This is a genomic window from Paenibacillus sp. PAMC 26794, assembly GCF_000316035.1.
Classification (GTDB): Bacteria; Bacillota; Bacilli; order Paenibacillales; family Paenibacillaceae; genus Paenibacillus.
This window is the reverse complement of record NZ_ANHX01000048.1, coordinates 1-16,623: the sequence shown is the minus strand read 5'-3', so window position 1 is coordinate 16,623 and position 16,623 is coordinate 1. Positions and strand designations below refer to the sequence as shown.

Sequence of the window (16,623 nt, the reverse complement as noted above, 5' to 3'; positions counted from 1 at the left end):
CTGGGGGATAACAGCGATCGGAAGGTTGTCCGTCATCGGAGTGTGCAGTGTAAATATTCTTTAGTTCAATTTATATAGACACGACTTGACCAGATACAACGAATGGAATATATTAGAAAAAGGAAAGGTTCGAGCGACTCGTTCAATCGAATCTCATATGGAACGGCTTATGAGGGAAGCACCCGTAAGAGCAGGCTAATGCCTGACTTGCGGGTGCTTTTTTGTCGTTCGCTGATTTCGTTGGCTATTCTGCTAATTATTTTAGAAGAAAGGGTGTAGGGACGGATGCAAACAGAAGCGTGGAAGGAAACGATAAATGAACAGGAGGCAATGGCATGTTGTTCCCTATTGGAACGATCAAGCTCTCATAACTTCATAGAACATCACGGTTTATTAGAAGGAAAGAAGGGGCGACAGCATATCGAAGATACAGCTACAGAAGATATAGCTTTAATGGAGACGAGTGACACACTATTCCCTTCTCCAATAGCAGGTAGCTATAGTCAGATGATGGAACAAAGTAACGTCCGGCGTCGTCAATTGCCATCGCTCGCTCATCTTATTTTCGGGTCACGCCTGCTTATAGGGCTTGTGATTCTGTTCAGCGCGGGCACGATCTATTTTGCTTCTTCAGTCGAGGCTGCGGGCATAGATCTTGGCGTAACCGCGCAAAAAGCATGGGATTCCGTTTTGAACAAAGCCGATGCACAAACCAAGTTAACGTTGAAGCAAGCGTACGAGAAAGTGGGGAACTGGAAGACACAAGAGCAGGCTTGGGAACAAAAGATAAAGACACTTCATGCCGCCAATACCGTGGAATTGGAGCGATTACGTGTAGAAATAAGACAAACCGATGACGCGAAGATTGCGGCTCTAACCGAAAAGGTAAAGCAAACACAAGCCCGATATGAACCGCTATTCGCCCTCTATAGTTCAGTCAATAGACAGTTGGATGCTGCCAAAACTATCAAAAATAAGGAATGGAGTGCAGCAATCCGCACTCAGGCAGAGACGTTGAGACCCGTTGTGAAGCTTGCCAGAGAAGACATCCGGATCAAGAAAAAGGAACTTGCTGAAGCACGTAAACGGAAGAGCGCTGAAATAAAACGTTTACGAGCTATGCTAGCAGGGGCTGACTCCGCGAAGAAACAGATTCAAACGGCTAAAAAACAGGCGAGTCTGGCAAAAGAACGATATTCCAACGCTCTACAACAGTTCAAACAGAGTACAAAACAAAGCCAAACGTCACGTGTACTCAGCTCATTGAACACATTGGCTTCTGCAGCGGAGAAGTGGGCAGGAACAAAACAAAGTATTCATACACTGGAGCAAAACGTATCCACTACGTATGTGAAAGTCAGACAGGAAATCGCCAAGAGACCCAAATAAGAGGAAACCTGGTTCTCCCTGCTACGTACACAACTTTAGATGTAAAGACGCTTCGATGATGATGGAACGAGGTGGAACTATTGCAGTCCAAGTTGGAAACGAAACGTACGTGGGCAAAAGGTTTTAAACGTAAACGTTACTGGATTCCCAGCGTTGTACTAATTTTGATCATGGGTGTTATTGGGATTGGTACACAATGGACACCAAAAATAACGGTATTTTTATTAAAATCAATTATTGAGATTGCTAATCCAGACACGAACAGCAAGGACAGCATGATCTCGGAAGGTGTAACTCGTGTTGCGGATGTACCCTATGCAGACGAAGGGCGTAATGACAGTACGCTGGATATCTATTATCCTTCCGTAACATCGGAACCTTTGCCTGTGGTGCTGTGGGTTCATGGTGGTGGATGGGTTTTGGGTGACAAAGAGGACATCACAGATTATTCCGTACAATTAGTCAAAAAGGGTTACGTTGTCGTCAGTATGAATTATGCGCTCGCACCGGATACGAAATATCCCATTCCCGTGATCCAGACGAATAAGGCCTTGACCTACGTGAAGAACCATGTCAGTGAGTATCAGGGTGACCCGGAAAACATATTTCTCGCAGGCAATTCGGCAGGTGCCCAGATTGCAAGTCAGACTGCGGCAGTGGTGACCAATCCATCTCTGGCTAAACTGATGAACATAACACCAGCCGCCCAGCCAGAAGAGTTGCGTGGGGTTCTTCTATTCTGTGGTCCATACAATCTAAGCACAGTAGCCAATACAGGCTTTCCACTCATACGGACATTTCTCTGGTCATATACGGGAGTCAAAACATTCGAAGACTATCCACGTCTGGATGAAATGTCGACCGTGCTTCAGGCCACAGCAGGGTACCCGCCTGCATTCATTACCTCAGGCAATGATGACCCGTTGACCAGTCAATCGATTGAGCTGGCACAAGTATTGAAGCGCCTTGATGTTGAGGTGGAAACCTTGTTTTTCTCGAACTCATCAGAGAAGCTGGGACATGATTATCAATTTGATCTGGAGAGTGACGCTGGACAACAGGCGATACATTCGGCAGTACGATTCATGCAACAGTATAGTCGATGAGCAGACAAGTCTGTGGTACACTCGAAGCAAATGAGGGCGCAGGAGGAGAAGTATGGCAGATAAAGAAGATTTAACCCGGTTCGGGGTGGCGTTTCCTACACTTCTAATTGAGCAGTTTGACCAGTATATTGAGGAACAGGGATACAAAAACCGATCTGAGGCTTTCCGTGATCTTGTTCGCAAAACATTACTGCAACCTTCTGCACTGCAATCCGACCAGGATGTGGCAGGCACCATTGTGATGGTCTATGATCACCATATCAGCGATCTTCCCATTCGTTTGATGGAGCTGCAGCACGAGGCGCATCATGACATCATTTCCAATATGCACGTGCACCTGAACCATGACCAATGCCTGGAGGTTATTGCCGTACGAGGGAATCTGGGACGATTGCGTCATTTGCATCAACAGATCCAGGTACAAAAAGGTGTTTTGTATGCGGAGCTGTCTGTGACTTATGTAGATGAACTCAACAAACTGGCTCATGCTCAGAGTCGTAGTCAGGATGGCAATCCGGATCAAAGTCTGGATCACAATCAAGGTGCGGGTCAGCATGGTCACAGCCATCATCATCGCTCTGCGGAGTAAGACAAATACGGGTGTAATTTCTATGAAAATATAGCAAATCTAAAAAACAGACTATTGGTTAGATGCCAACTGTCTGTTTTTTTTTTTTGTTTGTTATAATACCTGACTTTATAGAGCGCTACAAGTGCTCGGTTATATAAGTTTTTAATTGATAATTCATAAATATGAAAAAATATGGATTATGAAGTGAACTTTGTTGACATATGATTTGTATTTTGTGCTACAATTTCTCTAAAAAGTAACACGAAAAAAGTGAGTGCAGCACAACTTTAGAGGGGGAACGACCAGAATGGGCAGATTTTCATGGAGATGGGGAAAACGAAAAGTTAGAACAGGATTGGGCATCTTGCTTGTATGTTCCATTGGTTTATCTGGTTGTGCACAGGGCACAGCGCCAACAGCTTCATCAGCAGAGAATGGACAATCAGGAACAACCTCAACCAAAGACGAATTGGTGCTGGCCGTTGGCACCGAGCCGGAAGGCGGGTTTGATCCGACAACCGGATGGGGGCAATATGGGTCACCACTTTTCCAGAGTACCTTGCTGAAGAGGGATGCCAAGCTACAACTGGTTAACGATCTGGCTACCGCATACTCCGTTAGTGAAGATGGGCTGACTTGGACGGTTACACTTCGGAACGATGTAAAATTCTCTGATGGGGAGCCGCTTACGGCTGAAGATGTAAAATTTACGTTTGATACGGCTGCTCAGAGTGGGTCTGTGATTGATTTGACGAATATGGCTGATGTGAAGGCACCTGATGATAGCACGGTCGTATTTACACTGAAGTCGCCGCAGTCTACATTCATCAGTCTGCTGACGACACTTGGCATTGTACCTGAACACGCCTATGGTGCCGATTATGCGGAACATCCGGTCGGTTCGGGACCGTACAAGCTGGTTCAGTGGGACAAAGGACAACAGGCCATCGTGGAAGCCAATGAAGAATATTATGGTAACAAGTCTTCATTCCACAAACTCACCTTCCTCTATCTGGATGAAGATGCAGCCTACGCCGCTGCACAGGCAGGTACGGTGGATATCGCTGCTATCCCGGCAGCGTTTAGCAAACAACAGGTGAATGGCATGACATTGGAGGCCGTGAAAACCGTAGATAACCGTGGCATCATGTTCCCCATGCAACCTGCTGGTGCCAAGTCGGGCGATGGTCTTCCCGCAGGGAATGATGTGACATCTGATCTGGCGATTCGCCAAGCGGTGAATGTCGTGATTGATCGTAAGGCTTTGGTTGAGGGCGTACTGGAAGGGTACGGTCGTCCGTCTTATTCCGTCAGTGATGATCTGCCTTGGAGCAATGCGGAAGCCGTATTTACGGATGCTAATCTCGAAGAAGCGAAGCGCATTCTGGCCGCTGGTGGCTGGGCCGATGCGGACGGTGACGGTATTGTCGAGAAAAACGGCGTTAAAGCCGAGTTCAATCTGCTTTATTTTGCAGGTGATTTAACAAGACAATCTCTGGCACTGGCTGCTGCGGATATGGTAGCCCAGGCGGGAATAAAAATCAATGTTGAAGGCAAAAGCCGTGAAGAGACGAAAAAGATGGCTTACTCCAACGCTGTATTATTTGGTTGGGGCAGTCATGACCCTTTGGAAACCTATAACCTCTATAGCAGTACTCATAAGGGAGAAGGGTATTACAATGTGGGGCTGTACAGTAGTCCTGTCGTGGATTCATGGATGGAGAAGGCCCTTCAGGCAACCAGTGAGGAAGAGGCATTGCCCTTCTGGCAGAAAGCGGAATGGGATGGCACAACAGGTTTCAGTTATCAGGGGGATGCACCTTGGGCATGGCTCGTAAATATAGATCATCTGTATCTGGTTAAGAACGGCCTGAACATTGGCGAGCAACAGATCCACCCCCATGGTCACGGCTGGCCGGTGACATCCAATCTGGAGGAATGGTCCTGGGATAACAGCACGAAATAAGAAGCACAGCGGTAGCTTTAGCCTGAATTGGGGAGAGATTGGATGACAGGCATGAATGGATGGGCCAGATTTGTTGGTTTTAAAATGTTGCGACTTGTATCTTTATTGGTTGGAGTCAGCGTGTTGTCGTTTATATTATTGCAATTTTCTCCTGTTGATCCGATCGAAGCCTACATTGGTGGAGACATGATTAGGGTAAGCGCCGAACAGCGCAGTTTAATCGAAGAACGTTGGGGATTGAATGAATCTCCCATGGAACGATTGCTAACCTGGGGACAAGCACTGATTCAGGGAGATTTGGGGACATCAATGATCTACAGACAGCCTGTAGCGGATATTATCCAGGAACGGTTCATGAATTCTGTCGCACTTATGGCTGTAGCTTGGATATTATCCGGCATCATTGGTTTCACTCTTGGTGTAGTTGCTGCCATGAGACGGGATTCGAAGCTGGATCGCCTGATCTGTTGGTATTGTTATACGCTGGCCTCCACACCGGTATTCTGGATTGCGCTGTTGCTGCTGATGGTATTTGGGGTGTGGCTCGGATGGCTTCCAGTTGGTCTTGGGGTACCCGCAGGGCTGTCGGTTGATCAGGTCACATGGGGAGATCGAGCTATTCATATGATTCTGCCAGCGTTGACCCTCAGTTTGACTGGGGTAGCTTCAATCGCTTTGCATACCCGGCAGAAGCTCACGGATGTGCTTGAGTCAGATTACATTCTGTTTGCGAGAGCGCGGGGTGAGCGTGGATTTCAGCTGTTCCGTCGACATGGGTTCAGACATGTTGTTTTGCCAGCCATCACGCTGCAGTTTGCTTCGTTCAGTGAACTGTTTGGTGGGGCTGTGCTTGCAGAACAGGTATTTTCATACCCCGGCCTTGGTCAGGCAACGGTTCAGGCGGGTTTACGCGGAGATGTTCCACTGCTGCTTGGACTTGTGATGTGCAGTGCAATTTTTGTTTTCACAGGTAATATGGTTGCCGACATTCTGTATCGTATGATCGATCCGCGGATGAAGGAGGAGCTGATGTCATGAAGCAGACGGTAGAACGCTCCTCCGAGCAGACGGCAGAAACAGCCGAATTACAGAAAGTGAAAACTGCGAATCAAGAGGTACGGTACAACATTAATACCGGGTCTCTACATGCTGAGACTGGAAAAGGAACAGGAACAACACGCCAAACGAGAAAAGATTATACGGCTGCCAGCAATCAACGTTTCCGAAACCCTCGTCAAAGAGCGGTGATCTGGGGAAGCCTCGCGGTGATCTGGATTGTCATCGTGTGGTTGACGGGCAGGCTGCTTCCGGCTGGTTCTACGCTGACTTCATTAATGTATCGGAATTTGGCTCCAACCTGGGCGCATCCATTTGGCACAGATTGGCTCGGAAGAGATATGTTCATGCGTACGTTAAAAGGATTGGCAACCAGCATTCAAGTGGGATTGCTTGCTGCATGTGGTGGCGGATTGATCGCACTGCTATTGGGTTTGGCTGCCGCTTCAAGCAAGGCTGCTGACCGGGTAATTTCATGGATTATCGACTTGTTCCTCAGTGTGCCCCATCTGGTATCGCTGGTTATGTTGGCCTTTGTATTCGGTGGAGGTTTGGCAGGAGTTGCGGCAGCGATTGCGCTGACACACTGGCCGAATCTGGCACGGATTGTACGAGCGGAGATGATTCAACTGAAATCCGCAGAATATATTCAGATTTCACACAAGTTGGGTCAATCACGGTTACAGATTTCGGTGCTGCATATGCTGCCACATCTGGTCCCGCAGCTGTTCGTTGGCGTACTGCTAATCTTTCCCCATGCCATTCTGCATGAGGCAGCTATTACGTTTCTGGGGCTGGGGTTGTCCGCGCAACAACCGGCAATCGGAATTATTTTGTCAGAGTCGATGAGATATTTATCTGCTGGCATGTGGTGGCTCGCCTTTTTCCCGGGACTGGCATTGTTGCTGGTTGTTCGTGCTTTTGATGTATTGGGCAACAGTCTGAAGACATTGACGGGTACAGGTAGTTCAAGGGAGGTGAGGTAATATGGCTCTTCTTGATATTGAGGGAGTGTCGGTGTCATTTCGGCGCGCTCGTGGTTGGTTTGGGCACGAACAGACTTATGTCATTCAGAATCTGGATCTTTCCATAAACGAGGGTGAGATCGTGGCTGTTGTAGGCGCAAGTGGATCGGGTAAAAGTGTGCTGGCGCAGGCCATTATGGGCATTCTGCCTGCCAATGCCAAGTTGGAAGGTAGAATTAGCTATAGTGGCGAGCCTTTGACTCCAGAGCGGCAGCTTCAACTGCGTGGTGATGAACTGGTGTTGATTCCGCAATCCGTTAGTTATTTGGACCCGCTGATGAAGGTGGGGAGGCAAGTTCAGCCGGTAACCCGAGATTTGGGAAGGAAGCGTAGATTCATGAATAAAACCCACTTGAAACAGACGGAGCAGGAGCTGACGGATCATTATCATCTTCCTCAAGGAACGGCCGGGAAATACCCGTTTGAGTTGTCCGGAGGTATGGCAAGGCGGGTGTTGATGGCGACAGCGACCTCCGGTCATCCGAAGCTGATCATTGCAGATGAGCCGACACCAGGCATTCATCCCGAAGTGCTGGCCGAGACGATGAAGCAATTTCGCGAGCTTGCAAATCAAGGCGTAGGTATCCTGTGGATCACCCATGATGTCACGACAGCCCTGACGGCAGCCGATCGCATCGCTGTATTTTATGCGGGGACCAATGTAGAGACGGCGCAGGTAGATGATTTTACGGGAACTGGAGAACGTCTGCGTCACCCATATACAAAAGCGCTCTGGAATGCGTTGCCGCAGAACGGATTTCAACCACTCCCAGGCTCCCAACCGTTGGCAGGTCAAGAGATCACCACAGGCTGTTCGTTTGCTCCCCGATGTAATGCAGCAACCGCTGTATGTACCCACGAACGTCCAGAGCTTCGTAAGGTACGGGGCGGAGAAGTGAGGTGTTTCCATGTCACTTGAAGCACGGGACGTGAGTTACCGTTACGATCCGAAATCGTGGGTGTTCCAGCAGATGAATATGCAGGTGAAACAAGGCGAAGTCGTGGGCTTGTGGGGACCAAGTGGCTGTGGCAAAACAAGCCTTGGACGCATCCTTGCAGGATATGGCGAACCTGTGGCAGGACAAGTACTTCTGGATGGTGAACCACTCCCTCGTACAGGAGTATGTCCGGTTCAGCTGGTATTCCAGCATCCGGAGAAGGCTGTGAATCCACGCTGGCGAATGCGCCGTGTGTTGCAGGAGGCGTCTGTGCAGGATGAACAGTTGCTCGAAGCATTGGGTATTCAGCAGACTTGGATGGACCGCAGACCAGGGGAATTATCTGGTGGAGAACTGCAACGATTCTGCGTGGCGCGAGCACTCGGTACATCGACACGTTATGTGATCGCAGATGAGATGACAACGATGCTGGATGCCATCACTCAGGCACAGATCTGGCATACCGTGATGGAAGTGGCTCGCCAGCGTAATCTGGGGCTATTGATGATAAGCCATGATCGGGATTTGCTGAACAGGTTGTGCGACAGAATCAGTCCGATGCCAACCTCATAGTTTAATGAAGAGATAAAGGGTGTCTCTGTAGTCAAACATGAACAAAAATCATGGACATGACTATGGGAGCACCCTCTTTTGTTTTCAACGAATTTTACAGGTTAAGCCCTGCTTCAGGAACCGGAACGTTGCATAGTTGTGAATGAGTGAAATCATGTGTATGGTCCAGAATTTGTGACTTTATTCATATAAGAACAACTTAAGGAGCCAGAGAACAGCGGGCATACGACAAAGACTATTTTTGTACGTCCTTGGTCCTGTTTTGTCCATTTATCGTTTACAACCTCTTGTCAGATGCTATTATATTGCTAACATTTGGTGGAACAACGGGCTGTTATCCGAATAAGCTCGTACCCATACATGATGAGCATAACTACATGAGTCTTTCGCATACATCGAGCGATCGTCTTGAATCGTATTATGCATAAGGTTGACATTTGAACTCAGGAGGCGTTTAGGGATGAAAAGCAAAAAGTGGTTGATTGCTGCGGGTGTGTTTGGCATGGTGTTAACCGGATCGGCAGGTGTATATGCAGGTACACAACTGGAGACAATCAAAGCTTATCTGAACCATGGGCTCGCCATCGAAGTGAACGGACAGAAATTTACACCGACAGGTGACCAGGGCAAAAAGCTTGCGCCAATTACATATCAAGGCAGTACATATCTCCCCGTTCGTTCGATTGCAGATGCATTGAAGACCGAAGTGAAGTATGATTCCCAAAACAATAAAGTAAGCATCGGCTCTTCAAGCTCCTCTGGTGGGTCAACATCCAGCGGCAACAGCGGATCGACATCACCATCTACAGGCACGAACACACAGGTTGCAGGCGTGAAATCCAAGTATCTGCCAGCAGATTTCCCAATACCAAAAGATGCCAAGGCAACGAGCTTAATTGAGAGCAATGTAGACGGGGACAATAAAAAAGTAGTGCTCACGTACACAACCAAAGAAACGTTGCTAACCGTTGGAACATCCTACAAAGACTACTACCAGACCAAAAACTTGAGCCAGAACACTCAGGATATCCAGGCAGATGGCTTCAGCATCGTGGGTCGTGAAGATGGCAAATATGCCGTAACCATCACAGGTTCGGTGTCTGCAACCAACAAGGATCTGAATGAAATCACCGTAGTGTGGGGCGAAGAGTAATCTTTCCTTCCATAAAAGGTGAACAGCCAAAGTCGTCCAATGAAATCATAACAGATTTCATTGGACGGCTTTTAGAGTTGAATCCATATCAGGTTCTATACTCTGAATTAATAGTCTAAATATTAGTCCGTTACAGGTACTCGTTAAACCATCCGGCAATATGCTCCAGACGGCGTACCCTCAAGTGAGGGTGACCTCCACGGGACAACTCGTGGTTTGCCCCTGGGAAACGAACGAGTCTTGTGGTCTGCTTGCGTCTTTTCAGGGCAATGAACAATTGCTCGGCCTGTTCAATTGGACACCGCAGATCCTGTTCGCCATGCAAAATGAGCAGCGGAGTACTGACGTTGCCGACATAAGCGAGCGGGGAATGTTTCCATAATTTTTCCGTGTCATCCCACGCGTTACCGCCAATCTGGTCTTCCGTGAAGAAATATCCAATGTCACTTACACCATAGAAGGATAGCCAGTTGGAGATGGAACGCTGGGTAACAGCCGCCTTGAAGCGATCCGTGTGTCCAACAATCCAGTTGGTCATGAAGCCACCATAACTGCCTCCAGTTACGCCCAGTCTGGATTCATCGATAAACTCATATTGAGACAGGGCATGATCTACACTTTCCATGAGATCACGATAATCTCCACCGCCATAATCTCCGCGACAGGCGTCTACAAACTGCTGCCCGTATCCGAGGCCACCGCGTGGATTGATATAGACAACAGCGTAGCCTTGTGCGGCGAGAATCTGGAACTCGTGCATAAATGTAAAACCATACATCATGTGCGGGCCGCCATGAATTTCCAGAATGGTCGGGATTTTGACCCCGTCGACCATGCCATGAGGTTTCATGATCCATCCTTGCAGACGCAGGCCATCTGAGGAATTAAACCAGAAGGTTTCCGGTGTACTAAGATGCATCTCATCCTCAAGCTGTGGATTGCTGCGGGTGAGCTGAATCGGTTCTACCTCGGAATCACCCGGTTGTTCATATATATAGAGATCACCAGGATTTAGTGTATCGGCTACAGCGGCAACAATCTGCCCGTTTTCCAATTCGGCAAATTGATAAATCTCCCGTTCGTCAGGCCATATATAGTCGGCACTGCTGCCGTCTCGTGCGAATTTGGCGATGCGTACACTACCATGGATAGTCGCCAGACAGAGGATGGATGAACCATCCCGACTGAATACAGGCCCCGTGGTTGTCAGATGTGATCGCATGTCGCCAACAATGCTGTGATTCAACTGTACGTCCCAATCGGTGCTCAGACATACGAGTTCACCACCTGATATCTGAAGGGTGTACAACTTCACAAGCGTGGCATTTCCATAGGAACGGTCACTGGCGAGCAGTGCAAGAGATTGTCCATCCGGTGCAAAGGCCAGTCGGCTGAACGTATACCCTTCCGGGGTCAACTGCTGCACATCCGATCCGTCTGCCTTGGCAAGGTACACATGATTAGTCAGGGTGTAATCATTATGGTCCTCGCCTTCTTCGGGCATCTGCGTGATCCAAGCGATAGATGTTCCGTCCGGGGACCAGGCGTAGTCTCCAACGTCATAATGACCTGTAGTTACAGGAATTGCTTCCGCATCGATCGGTGCGAGAGCGAAAAGGTGGGAACGTCGACCGTTCCATAATCCACTGGCATCTGATTTCATGCGAATCCGGTCTACGACATGTTCTTGCAGCAGTTTGGGTTTATCGTCTATAGGATCTGTATGTTCTGATTCTTCATCTCCGCTCATATCCACGGATGATTTCACAAGCAAAGTATGACCATCCGGTGACCAGAGCAGGGAACTGACGCCATGTTTCAGGTGACTGATTTGCTGTGCTTCTCCGCCATCTGTTGCGATAATCCACACTTGGGATTTCCCATCAACCTCTCTTAAAAAGGCCAGCTGAGACCCATCGGGCGACCAGGCAGGGGAATGATCCTTCTCACCAGAGGTAAAGGGCCTGTCCTTCTGACTCCCCAGATGCAGCAGTCTCAGGTGAGAACAATAACCGTCACGTGCTTCATTCGTTTTCCGGCTTACATATACCAGTTGTCCGCCTTGAGGAGACGGAGTTGGATCGTTAACCCATGTAATCTGATAAAGATCTTCCGATGTTATGCCGCGCTGACTCATCATTGTTTGTCCTCCCACCTTGAATTAGAATCGGTTAATTTCCTAACCTTTCCATTTATATTAACGGAAAGCTAGGGACAGGACAATATGACTAAGGATGGGAGGGGAGACTTTTTGATAATGAAGGTGTGTTAAAAGGATTTGCTCGAACGATGACGAATCCTAATGTTGAATAAGCGCAGAAATGACGAAAAATGGTCTTAATTTAATGTTTAACATTGGTGAATTTGGTTTAATGTACAATGCAATTCCTGTTCTACATCCAGGTAATTGGTTCATAGCCAGTCGTTTATATAGAACTCGTATGATTCAGTCGCAATGGAGGAGGAACGTCACGTTGAGCACATCCTATGAGCAGCATGTGGAATATCCAAACCGGAAACGAATGGCGTGGCTCACGGCAGGGGCAGCACTTTTTGTGGCAGCCGGATTTTTTTTGATTTTTGATAGTTCTTCAGTTACGAATGATTCCATCCTTTCGGATGTGATTGGACTTCTATCCATTTTGTTTTTTGGGCTATGTTTCTGCTACAATCTGGTAAAGATGATCAAGAAGGAACCTTCTTTTGTAATCGATGAGGATGGGTTTGTGGATGCATCTTCTTATACCGCAGGAGGAGCCGTGGCCTGGAAAGACGTTGAGAATATTTTTATGTATGAATTGATGGGACAGAAAATGATCGGGGTCAAATTGCGGGACGAGAAAGCCTTTCTGGATCGCCAGAACGGGATGAAACGCAAATTGATGACGGTCAACAGCAATATGGTCGATGCGACCATCAGCGTTGCCCAAAGTAGCCTCACAGTGCCACTGGATCAATTGTATATCATGATGATGAGCCACTGGAGACATGTGAGTGATAACATGATTTATGATTCGTATAATCGTCGTTAGAGAGGTCAGAATGTCCATAAGTCTTCAGAATGGAGGAATATAGATGATGCATGGTGATGCAACACGCACGATTCTACTTCCAGATGGAACTGCCCTGCCTGCGATAGGACAAGGCACATGGAACATGGGAGAGAAGCAATCTAGCCAAGAAGAAGAAGTACGAGCACTTCGTTCCGGTATTGAACTGGGAATGACCGTGATTGATACGGCGGAGATGTATGCAGAAGGTGGGGCAGAAGTTGTTACGGGAAAGGCCATCGAGGGCTATCGTGACGAAGTTTTTCTCGTATCCAAAGTGTATCCCCATCATGCGGATCGCAAGCAGATGATTACGGCCTGTGAACGTAGTCTTAAGCGCTTAGGAACAGATCGTCTGGATCTGTATTTGCTCCACTGGCGCGGAGGAGTACCACTCGAAGAGACGGTTGAGGCTTTGGAACAATTGAAACAATCCGGTAAAATCCTTCGCTGGGGTGTATCGAATCTGGATACAAGGGATATGCAGGAGTTATGGAGTCTGCCGGAGGGGTCTCAGTGCATGGTGAATCAGGTGCTGTACCATGCAGCTTCGCGTGGTATTGAACATGATCTGCTTCCATGGATGCGGGAACGTAGCGTTCCTGTAATGGCGTATTGTCCCCTGGCTCAGGGTGGCAGACTTCGAAGTGAATTGTTGGAGCATCCCGTCATTCAGGAGATTGCACAGGGTCGAGGAGTTACGACTTCGCAGATCGCATTATCCTGGGTGATCAGGGATGGAGATGTGCTGGCGATTCCCAAGGCGGTACAGCTGAATCATGTGGCAGACAATGCAGCAGCAGTGAATATCGTTTTAACACCAGAGGAACTGACACGGTTGAATGAGGCATTCCCTGCATCTAAAGGCAAAGTACCTCTAGATATCGTGTAGCTGGCTCTTTTTTATTGGATAAGCATATGAATAAGATAACAATACGATTAATAAAGTTATGCAGAGCAGATCTTCACGATCTGCTCTTTTTTGTATGGATATCAATAGTCGAAGCATGCCCATCAATTGAGCAAATATATATTTTAACAAATGGGCTTTACAACACTATTTCACTAGTGTACTATGTAACTAACACACCAGTACAGAGAGGAGCGAGAGCTTTGTGACTATGGAATTTGATAACAATTTACCAATCTATCTGCAGATCATGCAGTACATCAAAAGACAGATTGTAACCGGGACACTTCAGGCAGGTGACAAAATTCCTTCGGTTCGTGAACTGGCGGCTGAACTACAGATCAATCCAAATACAGTACAACGGACATTTCAGGAGCTTGAGCGCGAAGAAGTGGTCGAAACCAAACGGGGCTTGGGCAGATATGTGACCAGTGAGGAGCGGAAGATTATGACGATCAAAAAAGAGATGGCCGGTGAATTGCTGGAACGTTTTCTGACCGGAATGCAGGAACTGGGGATCGAAGAGCAGGATATCTTATCCATCGTAGCCGATGCCGTTGCGGAAGGAAAGGGAGGAACAACGCATGAGTAACATTCTTGAACTGAACCAGATCAATAAGACATATGGCAATAAGAAAGCGCTCAGTAATATTACATTGGATATTGCTCCAGGACGTATTGTAGGTTTGCTGGGTAGCAACGGTAGTGGAAAAAGTACGCTCATGAAGCTGGTTGCAGGTTTGTTGCATCCGAGCAGCGGAACGATTCAAGTCACAGGTAAGCCTGTTGGGCTGGAGACGAAGGCGCTGGTTTCATTCATGCCGGATCGTCCATTAACCGAGAAGTGGATGAGAGTGCGGGATGCGATTGCGTACTATCGCGATTTCTATGCTGATTTTGATGAGGAGAAGGCACGGGAGATGCTGGACTTCATGAACCTTGTCGAGAGTGACCGGGTACGGCATCTGTCGAAAGGTATGAATGAAAGACTACAACTAACACTGGCGCTATCTCGTAAGGCTCGTCTGTATTTGCTGGATGAACCTATTGGCGGAGTAGATCCGGTTGCGCGTGGCAAGATTCTGGATGCGATCGTCAAATTCTATGATGAAGACAGCAGTCTGATCATCTCCACGCATCTTGTGAATGATATCGAACGGATTTTTGATGAAGTGGTCTTTATTCGCGAGGGCGAACTGGTGATGCGGGAAGAAGTGGAAACGCTCCGTCTGAAATATGGGAAAAGTGTGGATGAGATGTTCAAGGAGGTCTATGCGGAATGATGACATTATTGAAGTATGACTTTAGAAGGAACTGGAATACACTACTGGCTGGGCTAGTTATTTTGATTATCGCTCAAGTGGGGCTTTCCCTTTTCATGTCTGAGGTCACAGGGGTTGTGATTGGCATTATGGGGTATGTTGGAGTAGGTGTGGCTATTTATGTGAAAATGATCAAAACATACACGTCCAATATCCGCTCTTATAATCGCCGTCTTTTACCCGTAACGGGCCTGTCACATGTGTTGTCTCCTTTGATCTTTGGAGCTCTTTGCGGGTTGGGGTTAGCCATTATCTTTACGACTCATGCCTACATCTATATTTCAATGAAGCTCAGAATGAACATGGCTAGCAATATTGATCTTTCGGGTCTGCATGTTTCGGATTATATTAGTTTGTTGCTGTTTAGCGCATGGGTTATGGTATTCATGACCGTCATCATCTTCCTTTCGATCTCGATTGCAGGCAGCTTCCGTTGGAGAACGGGGCCATGGATTGGAATCGTTGCATTCTTTGTCCTCGTTAATCTGCTTGGCTGGTTGGAAAATATCATTATGACAGGACGTTTCAGTCCAAATGAGCTGTTCCGGTACACGGAAGAAAGTACAGGGATCTCGATCACTGCCAATGGTGTATTATGGTCGGACGGCATGTGGGGAAGCATTGTATTTGAAGTCATTGTGGCGGTCATCTTGGTATGGGCTACCATTTACCTGAACAACAAAAAAGTCGAAATCTGATGACAGGATAACTTGAACGTGATGCGAGCAACCAGGGTTGCTCGTTTTTTCACATCCAGTGATAATCCACTTTTTGAATCTAATCCCATTAATTATGCGTAAATATAGATATATTGTGTGCTCGATGCGAGATTAGGTTAAAGAGAACGAAAGGATATGTAAGGGAAAGGAGTAATCATTATGGAATTATACTTCAGGGATAACTTTTTTAACGCGGGTTACACCGAGATTATGAATCCGAATCAGGAACAGGCCGGGCACCTGGATTTGAAAAGTGTCTTTGGTTCTTCGCTCGATGTATCGGATAACAAGGGATTGGTCTGTAGCGGCAAATTTCGCATGTTAACGAATCGTTGGGATATCACTGCAGCAGATGGGAGACATTTGGGTGTGCTTCGGGCCAGGTTCAGTTTCTTTAGCAAAAAGTATGAGTATGACGCAGGATCACGCGGTACATATGATGTGTCTGCTCCAGCATTTTCGCAGGAATATGATATAAGTGGCAGTGGTGGCCGCATCGTGGCAAGTTTCCGTCGCACCAGTGGCTGGTTTAGTTCAGGAGCTATTCCTGTAATGAAGTAATTTGAACTTTGAATAAAAAATGCGCCTTTAGTATACTGGGAATCGTCGTTCCGACCAAAGAACAATACCCACATACGAAAAGAGGCGCACATCATGAAGTATAAGATGAAACAGAAACAGAATCAACGGATTACGCGAATTACGGAAGATACGCTAGTCATTGGAGCAGACATTGCCAAAAAGATTCACGTAGCTAGAGCGGTAGATTTTCGTGGCATTGAATTAGGAAAAGACTGCGTGTTCCACAACGATCAGGAAGGGTTAACGAGGCTAGTAACATGGAT

At 47.4% G+C, this 16,623-nt stretch carries 16 protein-coding genes and 1 pseudogene; 16 read left to right on the top strand and 1 reads right to left on the bottom strand.

Features of this window, described 5'->3' with window-relative positions; genetic code table 11:
* The first annotated feature begins 285 nt into the window (after positions 1-285).
* From D829_RS0117955 to D829_RS32510, 9 genes are all read left to right on the top strand, one after another.
* Complete coding sequence (locus D829_RS0117955) at positions 286-1,389, top strand: hypothetical protein (protein ID WP_017690304.1); 1,104 nt, start codon at positions 286-288, stop codon at positions 1,387-1,389.
* Positions 1,390-1,469: 80 nt separating this feature from the next.
* Positions 1,470-2,495: an alpha/beta hydrolase gene (locus D829_RS0117950; protein WP_017690303.1), complete on the top strand. Its 1,026-nt coding sequence runs from the start codon at positions 1,470-1,472 to the stop codon at positions 2,493-2,495.
* Between the two features lie 52 nt (positions 2,496-2,547).
* The gene (gene nikR, locus D829_RS31410; protein WP_017690302.1) at positions 2,548-3,084 is read left to right on the top strand and encodes a nickel-responsive transcriptional regulator NikR; all 537 of its coding nucleotides are present in this window, start codon (positions 2,548-2,550) and stop codon (positions 3,082-3,084) included.
* A 289-nt stretch (positions 3,085-3,373) separates the two neighbouring features.
* Positions 3,374-5,032: an ABC transporter substrate-binding protein gene (locus D829_RS0117940; protein WP_017690301.1), complete on the top strand. Its 1,659-nt coding sequence runs from the start codon at positions 3,374-3,376 to the stop codon at positions 5,030-5,032.
* A 42-nt stretch (positions 5,033-5,074) separates the two neighbouring features.
* A complete protein-coding gene (locus D829_RS0117935; RefSeq protein WP_017690300.1) occupies positions 5,075-6,070 on the top strand; it encodes an ABC transporter permease in 996 nt (331 codons plus the stop codon).
* On the top strand, positions 6,067-7,074 hold the full coding sequence (locus D829_RS31405) for an ABC transporter permease (RefSeq protein WP_017690299.1): 1,008 nt from the start codon (positions 6,067-6,069) through the stop codon (positions 7,072-7,074). The genes D829_RS0117935 and D829_RS31405 overlap by 4 nt, the downstream gene beginning before the upstream one ends.
* A 1-nt stretch (position 7,075) precedes the next feature.
* Positions 7,076-8,032 (top strand): ABC transporter ATP-binding protein, encoded by a 957-nt coding sequence (locus D829_RS0117925; RefSeq protein ID WP_017690298.1) that lies wholly within the window; start codon positions 7,076-7,078, stop codon positions 8,030-8,032.
* Positions 8,022-8,624 (top strand): ATP-binding cassette domain-containing protein, encoded by a 603-nt coding sequence (locus tag D829_RS0117920; RefSeq protein WP_017690297.1) that lies wholly within the window; start codon positions 8,022-8,024, stop codon positions 8,622-8,624. Before D829_RS0117925 ends, D829_RS0117920 begins: the two co-directional genes overlap by 11 nt.
* A 460-nt stretch (positions 8,625-9,084) precedes the next feature.
* Complete coding sequence (locus D829_RS32510; protein ID WP_017690296.1) at positions 9,085-9,777, top strand: stalk domain-containing protein; 693 nt, start codon at positions 9,085-9,087, stop codon at positions 9,775-9,777.
* A gap of 130 nt (positions 9,778-9,907) precedes the next feature.
* On the opposite strand, the gene D829_RS0117910 is transcribed toward D829_RS32510, so the two are convergent.
* Positions 9,908-11,917: a S9 family peptidase gene (locus D829_RS0117910; RefSeq protein ID WP_017690295.1), complete on the bottom strand. Its 2,010-nt coding sequence runs from the start codon at positions 11,915-11,917 to the stop codon at positions 9,908-9,910.
* A 334-nt stretch (positions 11,918-12,251) separates the two neighbouring features.
* Here D829_RS0117910 and D829_RS32505 point away from each other — a divergent pair, with 334 nt between their 5' ends.
* The 7 genes and pseudogenes from D829_RS32505 to D829_RS31385 all read left to right on the top strand — a co-directional run.
* Positions 12,252-12,809: an STM3941 family protein gene (locus D829_RS32505; protein WP_017690294.1), complete on the top strand. Its 558-nt coding sequence runs from the start codon at positions 12,252-12,254 to the stop codon at positions 12,807-12,809.
* 46 nt (positions 12,810-12,855) lie between these two features.
* A complete protein-coding gene (locus D829_RS0117900) occupies positions 12,856-13,719 on the top strand; it encodes an aldo/keto reductase (RefSeq protein ID WP_051154006.1) in 864 nt (287 codons plus the stop codon).
* 223 nt (positions 13,720-13,942) lie between these two features.
* Positions 13,943-14,329 (top strand): GntR family transcriptional regulator, encoded by a 387-nt coding sequence (locus D829_RS0117895; protein ID WP_026081254.1) that lies wholly within the window; start codon positions 13,943-13,945, stop codon positions 14,327-14,329.
* Positions 14,322-15,020, top strand: coding sequence for an ABC transporter ATP-binding protein (locus D829_RS0117890; protein ID WP_017690291.1), 699 nt, complete (start codon positions 14,322-14,324; stop codon positions 15,018-15,020). Before D829_RS0117895 ends, D829_RS0117890 begins: the two co-directional genes overlap by 8 nt.
* Positions 15,017-15,757: a hypothetical protein gene (locus D829_RS0117885; RefSeq protein ID WP_017690290.1), complete on the top strand. Its 741-nt coding sequence runs from the start codon at positions 15,017-15,019 to the stop codon at positions 15,755-15,757. The genes D829_RS0117890 and D829_RS0117885 overlap by 4 nt, the downstream gene beginning before the upstream one ends.
* A gap of 180 nt (positions 15,758-15,937) precedes the next feature.
* Complete coding sequence (locus D829_RS31390) at positions 15,938-16,339, top strand: hypothetical protein (protein ID WP_017690289.1); 402 nt, start codon at positions 15,938-15,940, stop codon at positions 16,337-16,339.
* A 93-nt stretch (positions 16,340-16,432) separates the two neighbouring features.
* Positions 16,433-16,623, top strand: a pseudogene (locus tag D829_RS31385) (IS110 family transposase); the annotation flags it as partial.

Bases quoted from the DNA above. Each gene is read 5' to 3' on its own strand.
- D829_RS0117885 (WP_017690290.1), top strand. From the start codon at position 15,017: ATGATGACATTATTGAAGTATGACTTTAGAAGGAACTGGAATACACTA.
- D829_RS32510 (WP_017690296.1), top strand. From the start codon at position 9,085: ATGAAAAGCAAAAAGTGGTTGATTGCTGCGGGTGTGTTTGGCATGGTG.
- D829_RS0117920 (WP_017690297.1), top strand. From the start codon at position 8,022: ATGTCACTTGAAGCACGGGACGTGAGTTACCGTTACGATCCGAAATCG.
- D829_RS0117890 (WP_017690291.1), top strand. From the start codon at position 14,322: ATGAGTAACATTCTTGAACTGAACCAGATCAATAAGACATATGGCAAT.
- D829_RS0117910 (WP_017690295.1), bottom strand. From the start codon at position 11,917: ATGATGAGTCAGCGCGGCATAACATCGGAAGATCTTTATCAGATTACA.
- D829_RS0117935 (WP_017690300.1), top strand. From the start codon at position 5,075: ATGACAGGCATGAATGGATGGGCCAGATTTGTTGGTTTTAAAATGTTG.
- D829_RS0117900 (WP_051154006.1), top strand. From the start codon at position 12,856: ATGCATGGTGATGCAACACGCACGATTCTACTTCCAGATGGAACTGCC.
- nikR (WP_017690302.1), top strand. From the start codon at position 2,548: ATGGCAGATAAAGAAGATTTAACCCGGTTCGGGGTGGCGTTTCCTACA.
- D829_RS0117925 (WP_017690298.1), top strand. From the start codon at position 7,076: ATGGCTCTTCTTGATATTGAGGGAGTGTCGGTGTCATTTCGGCGCGCT.
- D829_RS31405 (WP_017690299.1), top strand. From the start codon at position 6,067: ATGAAGCAGACGGTAGAACGCTCCTCCGAGCAGACGGCAGAAACAGCC.
- D829_RS0117955 (WP_017690304.1), top strand. From the start codon at position 286: ATGCAAACAGAAGCGTGGAAGGAAACGATAAATGAACAGGAGGCAATG.
- D829_RS31390 (WP_017690289.1), top strand. From the start codon at position 15,938: ATGGAATTATACTTCAGGGATAACTTTTTTAACGCGGGTTACACCGAG.
- D829_RS0117940 (WP_017690301.1), top strand. From the start codon at position 3,374: ATGGGCAGATTTTCATGGAGATGGGGAAAACGAAAAGTTAGAACAGGA.